Source organism: Xanthomonas prunicola, assembly GCF_025266575.1.
Classification (GTDB): domain Bacteria; phylum Pseudomonadota; class Gammaproteobacteria; order Xanthomonadales; family Xanthomonadaceae; genus Xanthomonas; species Xanthomonas prunicola.
In genome coordinates this window covers 2,419,025-2,433,607 of the sequence record NZ_CP096142.1, presented here as the reverse complement: position 1 = coordinate 2,433,607, position 14,583 = coordinate 2,419,025, and the positions used below count along the sequence as shown (strand labels likewise).

The 14,583-nt window shown below is 65.0% G+C and carries 12 protein-coding genes; 7 read left to right on the top strand and 5 right to left on the bottom strand.

Annotation, left to right across the window (positions count from 1 at the left end; all coding sequences use genetic code 11):
- The first annotated feature begins 184 nt into the window (after positions 1–184).
- The 4 genes from kduI to M0D43_RS10500 all read left to right on the top strand — a co-directional run bounded on the left by kduI (position 185) and on the right by M0D43_RS10500 (position 4,614).
- The gene (gene kduI / locus M0D43_RS10515) at positions 185–1,039 is read left to right on the top strand and encodes a 5-dehydro-4-deoxy-D-glucuronate isomerase (protein ID WP_252164574.1); all 855 of its coding nucleotides are present in this window, start codon (positions 185–187) and stop codon (positions 1,037–1,039) included.
- 188 nt (positions 1,040–1,227) lie between these two features.
- A complete protein-coding gene (kduD, locus tag M0D43_RS10510; RefSeq protein ID WP_252164573.1) occupies positions 1,228–1,983 on the top strand; it encodes a 2-dehydro-3-deoxy-D-gluconate 5-dehydrogenase KduD in 756 nt (251 codons plus the stop codon).
- A gap of 310 nt (positions 1,984–2,293) precedes the next feature.
- Complete coding sequence (locus M0D43_RS10505; protein ID WP_252164572.1) at positions 2,294–2,950, top strand: RpiB/LacA/LacB family sugar-phosphate isomerase; 657 nt, start codon at positions 2,294–2,296, stop codon at positions 2,948–2,950.
- A gap of 551 nt (positions 2,951–3,501) precedes the next feature.
- The gene (locus M0D43_RS10500; RefSeq protein WP_252164571.1) at positions 3,502–4,614 is read left to right on the top strand and encodes a GDSL-type esterase/lipase family protein; all 1,113 of its coding nucleotides are present in this window, start codon (positions 3,502–3,504) and stop codon (positions 4,612–4,614) included.
- A gap of 221 nt (positions 4,615–4,835) precedes the next feature.
- Here the strand turns inward: M0D43_RS10500 and M0D43_RS10495 are convergent, their stop codons facing one another.
- Both M0D43_RS10495 and phhA read right to left on the bottom strand, forming a co-directional pair.
- Positions 4,836–5,480: a DMP19 family protein gene (locus M0D43_RS10495; protein ID WP_252164570.1), complete on the bottom strand. Its 645-nt coding sequence runs from the start codon at positions 5,478–5,480 to the stop codon at positions 4,836–4,838.
- Positions 5,481–5,609: 129 nt separating this feature from the next.
- Positions 5,610–6,500, bottom strand: a complete 891-nt coding sequence (gene phhA / locus M0D43_RS10490; protein ID WP_252164569.1) for a phenylalanine 4-monooxygenase — start codon at positions 6,498–6,500, stop codon at positions 5,610–5,612.
- Positions 6,501–6,628: 128 nt separating this feature from the next.
- On the opposite strand from phhA, the gene M0D43_RS10485 reads away from it, so the two are divergent.
- Both M0D43_RS10485 and M0D43_RS10480 read left to right on the top strand, forming a co-directional pair.
- Positions 6,629–7,111, top strand: coding sequence for an Lrp/AsnC family transcriptional regulator (locus M0D43_RS10485; RefSeq protein WP_101364799.1), 483 nt, complete (start codon positions 6,629–6,631; stop codon positions 7,109–7,111).
- 291 nt (positions 7,112–7,402) lie between these two features.
- Complete coding sequence (locus M0D43_RS10480; RefSeq protein ID WP_252164568.1) at positions 7,403–9,616, top strand: TonB-dependent siderophore receptor; 2,214 nt, start codon at positions 7,403–7,405, stop codon at positions 9,614–9,616.
- 327 nt (positions 9,617–9,943) lie between these two features.
- On the opposite strand, the gene M0D43_RS10475 is transcribed toward M0D43_RS10480, so the two are convergent.
- Complete coding sequence (locus tag M0D43_RS10475; RefSeq protein WP_252164567.1) at positions 9,944–10,981, bottom strand: patatin-like phospholipase family protein; 1,038 nt, start codon at positions 10,979–10,981, stop codon at positions 9,944–9,946.
- A gap of 175 nt (positions 10,982–11,156) precedes the next feature.
- Here M0D43_RS10475 and M0D43_RS10470 point away from each other — a divergent pair, with 175 nt between their 5' ends.
- Entirely contained in the window at positions 11,157–12,530 is a 1,374-nt protein-coding gene (locus M0D43_RS10470; protein ID WP_260808191.1) for an amidohydrolase, read from the top strand.
- A gap of 28 nt (positions 12,531–12,558) precedes the next feature.
- On the opposite strand, the gene M0D43_RS10465 is transcribed toward M0D43_RS10470, so the two are convergent.
- Together M0D43_RS10465 and M0D43_RS10460 are read right to left on the bottom strand one after the other, a co-directional pair.
- On the bottom strand, positions 12,559–13,572 hold the full coding sequence (locus tag M0D43_RS10465; protein WP_260808190.1) for a TIGR00266 family protein: 1,014 nt from the start codon (positions 13,570–13,572) through the stop codon (positions 12,559–12,561).
- A 96-nt stretch (positions 13,573–13,668) separates the two neighbouring features.
- Positions 13,669–14,505: an ABC transporter ATP-binding protein gene (locus M0D43_RS10460; protein WP_252164563.1), complete on the bottom strand. Its 837-nt coding sequence runs from the start codon at positions 14,503–14,505 to the stop codon at positions 13,669–13,671.
- Positions 14,506–14,583 lie beyond the last annotated feature (78 nt).

Below are 14,583 nucleotides of genomic sequence, written 5' to 3'. Positions count from 1 at the left end.
CAGCGCGTGGCCTCGCACGCTCATGCGGTGCTTGTGCGCCGCCTTCTCCCGACGGGATCAGGGACGAGGCCGCCGGACCACCGAAACCACTATCGTGCACTGCGCAATGACACCGGTTAACCAGAGTCGGTAGACTAGCCCCGTGCAAGCCCGTGTTCCCCCTCGCTTGCCTCGGAGATGTGCCATGTCCCTGTACTGCAAAACGCACTACGCCACCCATCCCGACGCCATCAAGGGCGCCAGCAACGACGACCTGCGCGAGCTCTATCTGCTCGATGGCCTGTTCGTCGACGATGCGGTCACGCTCAAATACACCCACTACGAGCGCTTCGTGCTCGGTGGTGCCGCGCCGCTAGGCAAGACGCTGGAGCTCCCCAAACAGACCGAGCCGGCCTCGGCCGCCGGGCATCCGTTTCTGGAGCGTCGCGAGCTGGGCATTCTCAACGTCGGCGCCGGCACCGGCACGGTGACCGTGGACGGCACTGCCTACACGCTGGGGCCGAAGGATGGCCTGTACGTGGCGATGGGCAGCACCGATGTCAGTTTCGCGTCTGAAGATGCCGCCAACCCGGCCAGGTTCTATCTCGCGTCCACGCCGGCGCACGCGCGCTTCGAAACCAAGCAGCTCTCGATCAAGGATGCGGTGGCACTGGAGCGTGGCGCGCTGGACACCAGCAACGAGCGCACCATTTACCAGTACATCGTGCCGGCCACCTGCCAGTCCTCGCAGCTGTTGCTCGGCCTGACCGTGCTCAAGCCTGGCAGCGTCTGGAACACGATGCCGCCACATCTGCACGATCGCCGCAGCGAGGTGTATTTCTATTTCGACCTCGGCGACAACGACCGCGTGTATCACTTCATGGGCGAGCCCGATGCGCAGCGCCATATCGTGATCCAGAACAACGAAGCGGTGGTGTCGCCACCGTGGTCCATCCACATGGGCGCCGGCACCAGCAACTACGCCTTCATCTGGGCGATGGGCGGCGAAAACCTCGACTACACCGACATGCATGTGCTGGACATCTGCCAGCTCAAGTAAGGCTTGCAGCAACGCGCCTGCACCCATGAGCCCGGCATTCATGACGCCGCTTTGTTCAAGCCGGCGCCAACCACGCCGGCGTGATTCAGATGGGCGCCGGCACTGCATCACTTCGTACAACGCACACGGCCGCCCATTGCGCGGTTCACTCAGCACACCACGGCACATCCAGCAGGAGCGATAAGGTAATGAGCAATCCGTTCAGTCTCGAAGGTAAGGTCGCACTGGTCACCGGTGCCAACACCGGCTTGGGCCAGGGCATCGCACTGGCATTGGCCGAGGCCGGCGCCGACATCGCCGCCGCCGGCATCCAGGCGCCCACCGAGACCGAAGAAAAGGTCAAGGCGCTGGGCCGTCGCTTCATCGCCATCGAAGCCAACCTGATCAGCATCGAGCCGGTGCAGCGCATCGTCGACGAGACCATCGCCGGCCTGGGCGGGCTGGACATCCTGGTCAACAACGCCGGTCTGATCCGGCGCACCGACGCGGTGGATTTCAGCGAGCAGGACTGGGACGACGTGCTCAACGTCAACCTCAAGTCGGCGTTCTTCATGGCGCAGGCCGCCGGCCGGCATTTCATTGCCCAGGGCCGCGGCAAGATCATCAACATCGCCTCGATGCTGTCGTTCCAGGGCGGCATCCGCGTGCCATCGTACACGGCCAGCAAGTCGGGCATCGCCGGCATCACTCGCTTGCTCGCCAACGAGTGGGCCAGCAAGGGCGTGACCACCAACGCCATCGCACCGGGCTACATGGCGACCGACAATACCGCGCAGCTGCGTGCCGACGAAGACCGCAACAAGTCCATCCTGGACCGCATCCCGGCCGCGCGCTGGGGCGTGCCGGCCGACCTCGGCGGCACCGCGGTGTTCCTGGCCAGCAGCGCGTCGGACTACGTCAACGGCGCGATCATTCCGGTCGACGGCGGCTGGCTGGCGCGCTGATCCAGATCGCACGGCGATGGCGTGCACCGTCCGACGCGTGCAGCCGCCCCTGGTATCCCGCGATGCCACGTCCTTCTCCTGCGCGCGGGAGAAGGTGCCCACAGGGCGGATGAGGGTCGGTCAACACGCATATCAATCAGACGCATGCTGCCTGCCAAGTCATCTGCTTTCCGTCCTGCATCCGCGCGTTGGTCGCATCAACGAACAACGCGCTCGCACTGGAAAAGATCGGCAACCAAGCACACGCTGTTCACCGCTGTTTAGAAAGTCCTTCTTAAAAAAAACTTCCCCAACCAATCGGAGCATCCCCATGAAAATCGCACTCATGAACGAGTTTAGTCAGGCCGCCAAGAACCCGGTGATCCTGCAGCAGCTCAACGACGTCGCCGGCGAGCAGGGCCACAACGTGTTCAACGTCGGCATGGACGGCGACAACGACCACCGCCTGACCTACATCCACCTGGGCATCGTCGCCAGCCTGCTGCTGAACTCCAAGGCCGTGGACTTCGTCGTCGCCGGCTGCGGCACCGGCCAGGGCGCGATGATGTCGCTCAACGCGCATCCGGGCGTGTTCTGCGGCTATTGCATCGAGCCGACCGACGCCTACCTGTTCGCCCAGGTCAACAACGGCAACGCGCTGTCGCTGGCATTTGCCAAGGGCTACGGCTGGGGCGCGGAAATCAACGTGCGCTACATCTTCGAAAAGGCCTTCAGCGGCGAGCGCGGCATGGGCTACCCGGCCGAGCGTCGCGAATCGCAGGCCGCCAACGCCGGCATCCTGACCCAGGTCAAGCAGGCCACCGCCAAGTCCTACCTCGACGGCCTGCGCGCCATCGATCCGGAACTGGTCAAGCAGGCCATCGGTGGCGAGCGCTTCCAGCAGTGCTTCTTCGACAACGCGCAGGACGCAGAGATCCGCAGCTTCGTCGCCGGCCTGCTGGGCAAGACCGCAGCCGCTGCTGCCTGAGTAATGCTGCACGCGCATGCCTCATCCTGTTGAAGGAGCAGGCATGCGCCAGTACCGCGATGCAGTAGATCTTGTCTGAGCTGCATGTAAGGCCGCGTGGGCCCCTGATGGAGAAGGGCGTTTCATCAGGGGCATCGCTTGATCCGGCAACGTTGACGTTTGACGCCTCTGTTACTGAGGGTGCCACTACGCGCACGCAGGCAACACGCTTGCACGCATGTCGCCCTCTCCCGGCGGGGCGAAAAGGCAGGGCTAGCGCCATCGGTGCGCCTGCCTTTGAGCGCCTACGCTGCAAGGCGTGGAGCGGGGGGGGGAGGGTACTTCGGAACACAGCCAACCCAGGCGGTGAGGCGCGCGCGGCTAGCCATTGGGCGAAGGGCCAGAGGCGTTGCATCGCTCACCAGCAGCATCAATGCGTCGCTCTGCTGAGCCCAGGTAGCGCGCGAAGCGCAATCCCTCGCCCAAGACCACGCATGCGCTTCATGCGTCAGCACCGTCTCGCAAACCGCAACACCACCAGGCAACAGCACGCTCACTCAGCGGAGCCCCTCATGCATCGACTGCTCATCGCCATGCTGTTGCTCTGCACCGGCATCGCCCACGCCGCTCCACAGCGCATCTTGATCGCTGGCGATTCCACCGCCGCCGAATACGGCGCCGAGCGCGCTCCACAGGCCGGTTGGGGCCAGATGCTGCAGGACTGGTTCGACCCGGCGCAGTGGCAAGTGCACAACCACGCCAAAGGCGGCCGCAGTACCCGCAGTTTCATCGCCGAAGGACGCCTGGACGCCATCGCAAAAGAATTGCAACGCGGCGATGTGTTGCTGATCCAGTTTGGCCACAACGACGCCAAGCGCGAAGATCCCACGCGCTACACCGACCCAACGACCGACTACGTGCAGTTCCTGCGCCGCTATATCGCCGTTGCGCGTGATCAGGGGGCTACGCCCATCCTGATCACCCCGACCGCCCGGTTGGTGTACGACTTCGGCGCGTTGCTCGACACGCATGGCCGCTACACGGTGGCCATGCAGCAACTGGCTGCCGAAGAACACGTCGGCCTGATCGATCTCAACGCCAGTTCCAGCGACTGGATCCGTGCGCTCGGCGAACAGGCTGCCAAGCCGTATTTCCTGTTCGTGCCCGAACAAGGCAAGGCCGACGGCACACACTTCAGCCGCGCCGGCGCCACCGCAGTCGCCTGCTTGGTGGTGCACGGCTGGTTGCAGCTGCAGCCAGCACTGAAGCCGCAGTTGCGCCGCGACGCCGCTTGCGGTGCCGCGTCCGACACTGCTACGCAACACGCTGCACAGGTGCATCCCTCGCTGGTGGTGCACGAGCGCGATCTCGCCCGCGAACAACCCGGCCCGCATGGTGGCGCCGGTCCGACCACGGCGTATCCGTTTTTTGCCGATGCACCGGATCTGACGTTCGTGCTGCGCAAACGCGTGCTGCACAAAGGGGCTGGCATCGGCCTGCACCTGCACGACAAGGACGAGATCTATTACATCGTCAGCGGGCGCGGTTTATACGCGCTGGACGGCAAGCAATACGACGTCGCTGCTGGCGACGCGCTGTTGACGCGGCCGGGCAGCACGCATGCCTTGCTGCAAACCGGCGAAGAACCGCTGGTGCTGTTGCTTGCGTACACCGCATCCAAGTAACCATCGCGCCTTATCCGGCGCAGTTGCGAAGAGGCGACGCCATATCTTTCATGCGCGCTGCTCTGTGACTTGAAACGGCAAGAGTGCCGGTGGCCTGCTTCAGCTTGCGGATTAACGTGTCACTGGACCGGCAACAAGCAAGTTGCCGGTCGCGCCCGTACCCGTACCGCGTCAGTGGTCGTCGCAACCGAGATCAGACGGTTGCAAGCGTCTCGACAGCGTCAGGCCTTATCCACCCCGTAATGGCTTAGCCCCAGGCGTGCCAGTTCACCCGAGCGGCGGTAATAGACCTCTTCCCAGCCATCCACACGCTGGCGGTCGGTTTCATTCATGGCATCGAGAATGTCTTCGATGCTGAGCAGATTCGGGTCTTCTTCAAGTCGCTCGAACACAGCGCCCAGGCCTTCGATGGCTTGCCGCAGCTGCGCTGCGCCCATCGCGGCCAGACCACGCACCGCATCGTCTCGCGTGGCGGCATCCCAGCGATCGAAATAGCGTGCGTAGCCGCTCTCGCTCATATCCGCGTCCAGGCGTACCAGCGCGACCAACTCGCGCTCGCCGGGCGACAGCGCGTCCAGACGTCCGCGCAGGCTGGTGAGTTTTGCCAGCGCTCGCGCGCTGCGGCGTCGCCACAGCAGCTCGGGCATGTTGAGCAGGCCTTCCGGAGTGGGCGGTGCTACCGCGGGCCAATTCACCCCGAAGCGGTCTTCGGTGATCTGCCATTGCGCGCGCTGCGGCGGCGATGCCTTGAGCAACAGCCGATGCGCCTGGATGGGCTCGTCGATACGGATGCCGTTGGCCAGGGTGAACAGCAGGCGGGTGTCGTCCAGCTCCAAGCGCCGGATGCGCAGATGCGTCAGGTCCATTGAGCGAAGGCGGTAGGGGGAGGTTCGACCTTAGTCCGCGTTGGCGACAGTGTCGAGTCGGAGCACGTCACATTGCAGCTTCACCGCCTCGCCGCGCAGCATCCGGCGGCGCTTGTTGCAGCAGTTGCCTCATACGTCGCCGTCGCGGCTCCAGCCCTCGCCGCTGCCGCGCTGGATCACCCGGTCAGTCGGCAATACATCGCCGGCCGGCACCTGCGTGCGTTGCGCAAGATCGGCGTAGATCGGAGTGAAGTCAGGCGCGGTGGCCGCCATCAACTGCGCAAAGCTATCGATGACGAAATAGGTCTTTTGGAAGCTGTCGATGCGGTAGCGCGTGCGCATGACGCGTTGCAGATCGAATCCAATGCGGTTCGGTGCTGCCGATTCCAGCGAATGCAGCGATTCACCCTTGGACGAGACGATGCCGGCGCCGTAGATGCGCAGGCCCCGTGGCGTGTCGATCAAGCCGAATTCCACCGTGTACCAGTACAGCCGGGTGAGGTTCTGCAGCGCGTCCGGGCCGATGCCATGCGCCTTGACCCCGCCACGGCCATAGGCCTGCATGAAGTCGGCAAACAGCGGGTTCATCAACAGCGGCACGTGCCCGAACAGGTCATGGAACAGATCGGGTTCTGCGATGTAATCGATCTGATCGGGGCGACGGATCCACCACGTCACCGGAAAGCGTTTGTTGGCCAGGTGATCGAAAAAATCCAGTTCAGGCAGCAGGCCTTCCACGCCGACCAAGGTCCAGCCGGTGGCCGCCTGCAGTACCGCGTTGAGCGCGTCGAAGCGGGGGATCTGGCTGTCGTCCATGCCCATGGCGTCCTGCGCCTGCAGGAACTCATCGCAGGCACGGCCCACCAGCAACGCACGCTGGCGGCGATACAGCGTGCCCCAGGTGGCATGGTCGTCGCTGCTGTAGCCGTCCCACGGCTGGTCGACCACGGCGGTGGTGTAGACCGGCACGTAGCCCTTGTCGGTCAGCTGGTTTTCGACGCGGCGCGGGGCAGTGTTCATGCGGCAGGACTTCCGTAGCGACAGGGGATCACCTTAGCCGGATCGCCGCGCAACAGGATTGCGAATCTTGCGCAACACATCTGATTACGCGCAAGATTCGTGCGTCTTGATCTGCTGCTGCGCAACATATGGACCAACCTATCGCGCTGGACCGCACCGATCTGCGGATGCTTGCCCTGCTGCAGACGCAGGGGCGCACCAGCAACGCCGAGCTCGCCGTGCAGGTGAATCTGTCGGCGTCGGCCTGCCTGCGGCGCACCCAGCGGCTGGAGGCTGCCGGGATCATCGCCGGCTATGGCGCGCGCCTGGATGCGCGCGCGTTGGGATTGGGTTTGCAGGCCTTCGTGCGCGTGCAGCTGGAGCAGCACGGGCAGGCCGACATCGAACATTTCGCCGAAGGCGTGCGCGGCTGGGATGAGGTCGTGGCGTGCTGGGCGCTGACCGGCGACATGGATTATCTGCTGCAGGTGCAGGTGCGCGACCTCGAACACTTCTCGCGGTTTCTGCTCGATCGTCTGCTCAATGCCACTGGCGTGTCGGATGTGAATTCCAGCTTCGTTCTGCGCACGGTGAAAGCGCCGGAAGGTCTGCCGCTGGCGCATCTGGCATAAGCGGGCCGAAGGATCGGATGCGCCTTGCCTTGCGCGGGTGATGCAACGCTGCAGGCAGCACCAACGTGCCGCAGCTTCCCGCGCGCATGCAAGAAGCGTCCGGTTGCTTGCCTGTCAAACGATAACGATTTACATTTAGCTCATCTCTTGGCCGCGTCCGGCCATGTCGTTCGTGTCGCATCGCCAGCCCATGCAGGGTCAGCCAGCCGGTTCGAGTGGACGCCCGCGTGTGCCTGTGCCTTTCCCTGTTGCGTGACGCGCTGCGTCCGCAGCGATCGACGAGAACGCCCCATGTCTGCTGCCATCGCTCCCCTTGGCCTGTTGTCTGCCGCGCTGCTGTGCGCGCTATCGGCACTGACCCCCACCGTGCATGCCGCCGAGGCGGCCGATGCGACCAACGCCAAGACGCTCGACCAGGTCAGCGTCAACGGCACAGTGAGCCGCGCGCAACCGGCCACCACGACGCGACTGCCGCTGACGCTGCAGGAAACGCCGCAGTCGGTCAGCGTGATCGGGTTGCAGCGGCTGGAAGAGCAATCGCTTTTCAGCATCGACGATGTGATGCGTCACGTCACTGGCGTCAACGTGTCGTTCTATGACACCCAGCGGCCACTGTATTTCGCGCGCGGCTTCCAGATCACCGATTTCCAGGTCGACGGCCTACCGACCTACAGCGGCGCGACCAATCAGGAATACGACACGGTCTTCTACGACCGCATCGAAGTGATCCGCGGTGCCAATGGCCTGCTCACCGGGGCGGGCATTCCCTCGGCCACGGTCAACCTGCTGCGCAAGCGTCCGGGCAAGGACTTTGATGCCTCGTTTGGAGTGAGCGCAGGCACCTGGGACTTCCGCCGCATGCAGGCCGACGTCAATGCACCGCTGACCGAAGACGGGCGTTTTCGCAGCCGCGTTGTCGCCGCCTGGCAGGATCGCGATTATTACTACGACCGCTACCACGACACCAAGATGTCAGGCATGGCGGTGCTGGAAGGCGACCTGAGCGACAGCAGCACGCTCACCGTGGGCTACCAGCGCCAGGACAATACCCCGGTGGGTTCGACCTGGGGCACGGTGCCGTTCTTCGCTGCCGATGGCTCCTTCGCCAATCTGTCGCGTTCGACCAACATGGCGCCGGAATGGACGCGCTGGCAGCGCGACACCAGCACCGCGTTTGCCAACCTGGAACAACGCTTCGGGCAGGACTGGTTGCTGCGCGTCAACGCCGCCCACACCAAGGGCGCCGTCCAGAGCCTGCGCGTCTACGGCACCGGTGACCCGGCCGCCGATGGCAGCGGCGTGTTTCTGCGCGCCAGCGCCGGCGAAACGCAGGACACGCGCGATAGCGTGGATGTATATCTGTCCGGCGGATTCGCCTTGTTTGGCCGCCAGCACGATGTGGTGGTCGGCGGCAGCTGGCAAGACCTGCAATCGACTACGTATGGCGTGGCGCAGACCTATCCCACCGATTGGGCCAGCTGCGCCAACGCCTTTGGCCCACCCGAGCGCTGCTATTTCATTCCCAACATCCGCAACTGGAATGGCGATGCGTCCGAAGTGACGTATACGCGCACCGGCGCGCGTCGCCAGGCGCGCACCACGCAGCGCGGCGTGTATGCATCCATGCGCTTCCGGCTGGCCGACCCGCTGTCGTTGATTGCAGGCGCACGACTGAGTTCCTGGGAAACCCGCACCCAGGCCTTCGATGGCAACGGCACTTACACCGGCACCAGCGGCCGCTATGAAGTGAGCGACGAGGTCACTCCATATGTGGGGCTTGTGTACGACATCGTGCCGGATGTGTCGGTTTATGCCAGCTACACCGAAATCTTCAACCCGCAGAATTACCGCGACAAGGACAACAACCTGCTCGCACCGGTGGAAGGGTCCAACCTGGAAGCCGGCATCAAGGCGCAGTTGTTCGATGGTCATGCGATGGCCACCGCCGCGGTGTTCGAAGCCAAGCAGGACAACTACGCGGTGCGCGACATGACCCAGCCGGAAGCCTCGCTACCGGATGGCAGCTCGGCCTACATCGGTGTGGACGGCACCAAGAGCCGTGGCTGGGAAGTGGACTTCAATGGCGAAGTGCGACCCGGCTGGACCATCAACGCCGGCTATACCCACGTCAAGGTCACCCGCGCGCCGACCGATGCGATCTATGCCAATCTGCCGGAAGACTATCTGCAGCTCTCCACCCAATGGCGCCTGCCGGGCGCGTGGGATCGGCTGAGCATCGGCGGCGGGGTGAGCTGGCAGAGCGCGGTACGCGGCTTCAATATCGAACGCCCCACCGGTGACGGCAGCGGTGCCACCACGCCGGTCACTGTGGTGCAGAACCCGTACGCGCTGGTGCATTTCAACGCCAACTACCGCATCAGCGACCAGTGGACCGCATCGCTTGCTGTGCGCAACGCGTTCGATAAAACCTATTGGGCGAATCTGGATTATCAGAACTACGGCGAACCGCGCTTTGTCAGCGTGTCGCTGCGTTGGCGGTATTGAGGTCGCGGCGACTTATGTTCCGATAACGTCGCCAGGACGGTGGCGTTGTTATCGGCGCGGCATCGCGGCCAAGGCCGCTCCTACAGGAGTGGCCTCTGCAAAGCGCCGCTGGTTTTTGTCGGCGGTTGATGGCATGCGCATGATGCCGAGCGAAACAGTGCCGGTGTAGGAGCGGCCTTGGCCGCGACGCCGTCCCGACACATGTCACGATGTCAAACGCAGCAACCCGCAACGCGAACGCCTAACCTCCCGGCTTTACAATTCTGCGTCACACCGCCTGCGCAACACTCCCATCACACCGCAAGAGCGCAACGCACGGCACCTGCATCACGGCGCCACGCATTCCTCTTGCTTGCCGCGCAATTTTTCCCAACGCGAGCGTTGTTCCAGGCAGCGTTCGTAGGCTTGCTGCTTGGCCGCTTTCGCCTGATCGGCGGCAGTCCGTGTGGCGCTGCTGCGCGCGGCCTGTAGCTGGGCGATCTTGGCGCGAATCTGCGGCATCACCGCCATTGCAGCGCGCTCGCCTTCCAGGATTGCCGCAGCACGCTGGTTGAAATCGGCCGAGCCGATATCGTTGACCTTGGGGCGAACGACCACGTCGGCACGTTTGAGTTCGGCCTCGCCCAGGCGCTGGCCCATGATCGAGATCGACTGGTTCACCGTGCCCAGCAGGTCGCCCGGATTCTTGCCGCTGGCCTTGCTGGAAATATCCACCGCCACCACGAATTCGGCACCCAGCTGGCGCGCCGCATCCACCGGCACGGGGCTGACCACGCCGCCATCGACGAAGTGGTATTTGCCGATGGTCACCGGCTCGAACACGCCGGGAATGCTGCTGGACGCACGCACCGCCTGGCCGGCGTTGCCGCGCACGAACACGGTGCGCTCGCCATCTTCCAGCCGCGTGGCAACCGCCGCGAACGGCTTGCGCAACTTCTCGATGGGCTTGCCGCCGAGTTGATCGTTGACGTAGTCCTGCAGTTTCTGGCCTTGCACCAGGCCGCCGGAAAACAGCCGCACATCGCGGATGCTGGTCTGGTCGAGCGCGACGGCCTTTTCCTGCATTTCGAACGCATCCATGCCGCTGGCATACAACGCGCCCACCACGCTGCCGGCGCTGGTGCCGGACACCACCACCGGTGCGAAGCCGTTGGCCTCGAGCATCTTGATCACCCCGATATGCGCAAAGCCCTTGGCCGCCCCGCCACCGAGCGCGATACCGATCTTGACCGGCTTGGAGGCTGCGGCCGAAGGTGGCTGCACCAGGGGCGCCGGTGTCGCCGGGCGCGGCTCGCCCCCGCAGGCGCTGAGCAGGCAGGCCAGCGACAGGGACGACAGGAGACGCTTGCTAGGGAGGGCGGTCATGGCGAGCGTGACAGGGCGTGATGTGGACAGCGGCGCAGCATACACGCTGCAGCCCTGACCGCCGGTCTGCGTTGGCGGCAGGCGGCAGGGCGTCGATGCGCAGAGGATGCGCGCCGCGCGCACACGCGGCCTGCCGTGACAGTCTCAGGCGACCTCCTGTTGGTATCGTAATGGCATGGACTCGGCCAAACGCACAGTTTGCAGGCGCATTACCCTCGATCACGCACCGGCGCGGTTTGCGCTGCGTGTATTGCCGCTGTTCCTGCTGGTGGCCGCATCGCCCTGTCGTGCGCTGGATGCGTTAGCGGTCAAGCGGCAGGTCGATGGCATGCTGGATCGAGACTATCCACGGTGGGAAGCCCTATACCGAACCGTACACCAGCATCCCGAACTCGGCTTCGAGGAAACCGCGACCGCGCAACGCCTGGCCAAGGAAATGCGCGCACTGGGGTTTCAGGTCAGCGCGGGCGTTGGCCGGACCGGGCTGGTGGCGATGTACCACAATGGTCCCGGCCCGACGGTCATGGTGCGCACTGAACTGGATGCGTTGCCGATGCGCGAAAACACAGGGCTAGCATACGCCAGCGACGTCCATCTGCAGTCCAAGGACCGTGATACCTATGTGGCGCATAGCTGCGGCCACGACATCCACATGGCGGCCTGGGTCGGCACGGCTGCAACCTTGGTGCAGCTGCGCGCACAATGGCGCGGCACGCTGATGTTCATCGCCCAACCGGCGGAGGAAAAGGGGCGCGGTGCGCAGGCGATGCTCGACGATGGCCTGTTCGCCCGGTTCGGCAAGCCGGACTACGGCTTTGCGCTGCATGTCGGCCCGGACGCTTATGGACATGTGTTCTACAAGGCCGGGGCGGTGACCTCCAACTCCGATGCGCTGGAGGTGGTGTTCCAAGGCAGGGGCGGACACGGGGCGATGCCCGCCGCGACGATCGATCCGATTCTGATCGCCGCACGTTTCGTGGTCGACGTGCAGAGCGTGATCAGTCGCGAGAAAGACCCGGCTGCGTTTGGCGTGGTCAGCATTGGGGCGTTCAACGCCGGCACTGCCGGCAACATCATCCCCGACCGCGCGCAGCTGCGCGGCACCATCCGCAGCCACGACCCGCAGGTGCGCGACAAGCTGCTCGACGGCGTGCGACGTACTGCGCTGGCCAGTGCGCAGATGGCCGGCGCGCCGGTACCGCAGATCACCTTGGGCGAGCGCGGATCCAGGGCGGTGATCAACGATGCAGCGCTGGCCGAGCGCACCGGGGTGGTGTTCGCGCAGGCGTTCGGGGCCGATGCAGAGCGCCAGCGCGAACCGAGTGCGGCCAGCGAAGACTACTCGGCCTTCGTCGCTGCCGGCGTGCCGTCGTTCTACTTCGGCATCGGTGGACTCGATCCGCAGTGGCTGCAGCATGCCCGGCAAACGGGCGAGCGCATTCCGGTGAACCATTCGCCGGACTTCGCGCCGGTGCCGCAGCCAAGCATCCGGACCGGCGTGGAAGCGATGACACTGGCGGTGATGAACGTGATGCCGCCGCCCTCCTGATAGGGGGGCGGCCGCGCCGGGATGTTGGTCAGAACCGGTTATCGCCATCCAGCAACCGCCCCAGGCCGCCCAGCACCGAGCCTTCGCCACGCTGCTGGCCGCCGGCTTGCGGGGCGGCCTGCAGCATGCGGCCGGCCATGCGCGAGAACGGCAGCGATTGCAGCCAGACCTTGCCCGGGCCGGTGAGGGTGGCCAGGAACACGCCTTCGCCGCCGAAGAACATGCTCTTCAGGCCGGTGACGCGGCGCACGTCCATGTCCACGCCGGCGTGATAGGCGACCACGCAGCCGGTGTCCACGTCGATGCGCTCGCCAGGGCCGAGCTCGCGTTCGACGACCGTACCGCCGGCATGCACGAACACCCAGCCGTCGCCTTCGAGTTTCTGCATGATGAAACCCTCGCCGCCGAACAGGCCGGTGAGGATCTTGCGCTGGAACGCGATGCCCAGCGACACCCCGCGCGCGCCGGCCAGGAAGCTGTCTTTCTGGCAGATCAGCTGGCCGCCATGCTCGGACAGACGCAGCGCCAGCACCGTGCCCGGGTAGGGCGCTGCGAACGCGACCTTGGCCTTGCCGCTGCCGGCGTGGGTGAACACGGTGGTAAACATGCTTTCGCCAGTGACCACGCGTTTGCCGGCCGATACCAGTTTGCCCATCAGCCCGCCGCCGCTCTGGCCGGCATGCGAGCCGTCGCCGAACACGGTGTCCATCTGCACGGCGGCGTCCTTGTACATCAGCGCGCCAGCTTCGGCGATCGCGCTTTCGCCCGGGTCCAGCTCGACTTCGACGAACTGCATGTCGTTGCCGACGATGCGGTAGTCGATCTCATCGGCGCGCCCGGCGCTGGCATTGCTGCCGAGCGGTGGCGGCATGCTGCCGGCACCTTGCAGTTCGGCCAGCTGACGGGCCGGCGTCCAGCCATCGAGCCCGTCGCGCCAGGCCAACGCATCGGGTTGGCGCTGCGCATGCGCGCGGGCGCTGGCATCGTCGAGCGGGCCGATACGCTCGGCCTGTCCAGGATTATGGAAATACCACTGGGCCATCGGGACGACTCCTGTCTGTGTGTGCGGCGAGTCTAAGCGCAACCGCCGCCGCGGCGTCCCGTGTCCAAGGTCATGCGTTCGCACTCCCGCGTGGTGTCACTCCCCAACCGTCGCCCAACAGCGCTCGCCGTCGCGCTGCACCCGCACCGGGCCGTCGAATACGGCCGACAGGCTGGCATCGGTGAGCAACGCATCGCGCGTGCCGTCGGCGACCACCTTGCCGGCGCGCAGCAGGATCACCCGTGCGATCTCCGGCACGATTTCTTCGATGTGATGGGTCACCAGCACCAGCGTGATGCCTTGCCGGGCGAGGTGCCGCATCGTCTCGAGCAGGTGCTGGCGCGCCACCAGATCCAGGCCGGTGGACGGCTCGTCCAGCAACAGCGCCTGCGGGCGGTTGACCAGGGCGCGCGCGATCAGCACGCGGCGGGTCTCGCCGGCCGACAGTTCGGCAAATTGCCGGTCCAGCAACGGCAGCGCGCCCGCCAGGGCCAATGCCTCCCGTGCCCGCGCGCGCATGTCGTCGCTGATCTCCCGATGCGGCGGCACCACATAGCTGGCGAAGAAGCCGGACAGCACCGCGCTTTCCACATCCAGCCCCGGCATGTCGGCCAGGTTGACGCTCAGATCGCCGGTGACGATCCCCAGCTGCGAGCGCAACCGATCCACCTGCCAACGCGCCTGTCCCAGCACCTTCACCGCAGGCTGGCCATCGCTCCGCGCCAATGGATACAGCTCGCGCGTGATGAGCTTGATGAAAGACGATTTACCGCAGCCGTTGGGGCCAAGGATGGCGGTGTGCTGGCCCAGTGCGATGCGCAAACGCAACGCATGCAGCACACGGACCTGGCCGCGCATCACACTTGCCTGATCGAGTTCGATCAGCGCATCCGCACCGGCAAAAGAATCGGCAATATCGGTGGCAACAGTCATACGCAAGACATCTGGCAGTGGGGAAAGAAGACACGTGTGAACCGCTTTAGAAAAGCAGGCATCACCCTACGCATCCGA

What these genes read in the sequence shown, in the direction of transcription:
- kduI (WP_252164574.1), top strand. Translation starts at nt 185, where the DNA reads ATGTCCCTGTACTGCAAAACGCACTACGCCACCCATCCCGACGCCATC.
- kduD (WP_252164573.1), top strand. Translation starts at nt 1,228, where the DNA reads ATGAGCAATCCGTTCAGTCTCGAAGGTAAGGTCGCACTGGTCACCGGT.
- M0D43_RS10505 (WP_252164572.1), top strand. Translation starts at nt 2,294, where the DNA reads ATGAAAATCGCACTCATGAACGAGTTTAGTCAGGCCGCCAAGAACCCG.
- M0D43_RS10500 (WP_252164571.1), top strand. Translation starts at nt 3,502, where the DNA reads ATGCATCGACTGCTCATCGCCATGCTGTTGCTCTGCACCGGCATCGCC.
- M0D43_RS10495 (WP_252164570.1), bottom strand. Translation starts at nt 5,480, where the DNA reads ATGGACCTGACGCATCTGCGCATCCGGCGCTTGGAGCTGGACGACACC.
- phhA (WP_252164569.1), bottom strand. Translation starts at nt 6,500, where the DNA reads ATGAACACTGCCCCGCGCCGCGTCGAAAACCAGCTGACCGACAAGGGC.
- M0D43_RS10485 (WP_101364799.1), top strand. Translation starts at nt 6,629, where the DNA reads ATGGACCAACCTATCGCGCTGGACCGCACCGATCTGCGGATGCTTGCC.
- M0D43_RS10480 (WP_252164568.1), top strand. Translation starts at nt 7,403, where the DNA reads ATGTCTGCTGCCATCGCTCCCCTTGGCCTGTTGTCTGCCGCGCTGCTG.
- M0D43_RS10475 (WP_252164567.1), bottom strand. Translation starts at nt 10,981, where the DNA reads ATGACCGCCCTCCCTAGCAAGCGTCTCCTGTCGTCCCTGTCGCTGGCC.
- M0D43_RS10470 (WP_260808191.1), top strand. Translation starts at nt 11,157, where the DNA reads ATGGACTCGGCCAAACGCACAGTTTGCAGGCGCATTACCCTCGATCAC.
- M0D43_RS10465 (WP_260808190.1), bottom strand. Translation starts at nt 13,572, where the DNA reads ATGGCCCAGTGGTATTTCCATAATCCTGGACAGGCCGAGCGTATCGGC.
- M0D43_RS10460 (WP_252164563.1), bottom strand. Translation starts at nt 14,505, where the DNA reads ATGACTGTTGCCACCGATATTGCCGATTCTTTTGCCGGTGCGGATGCG.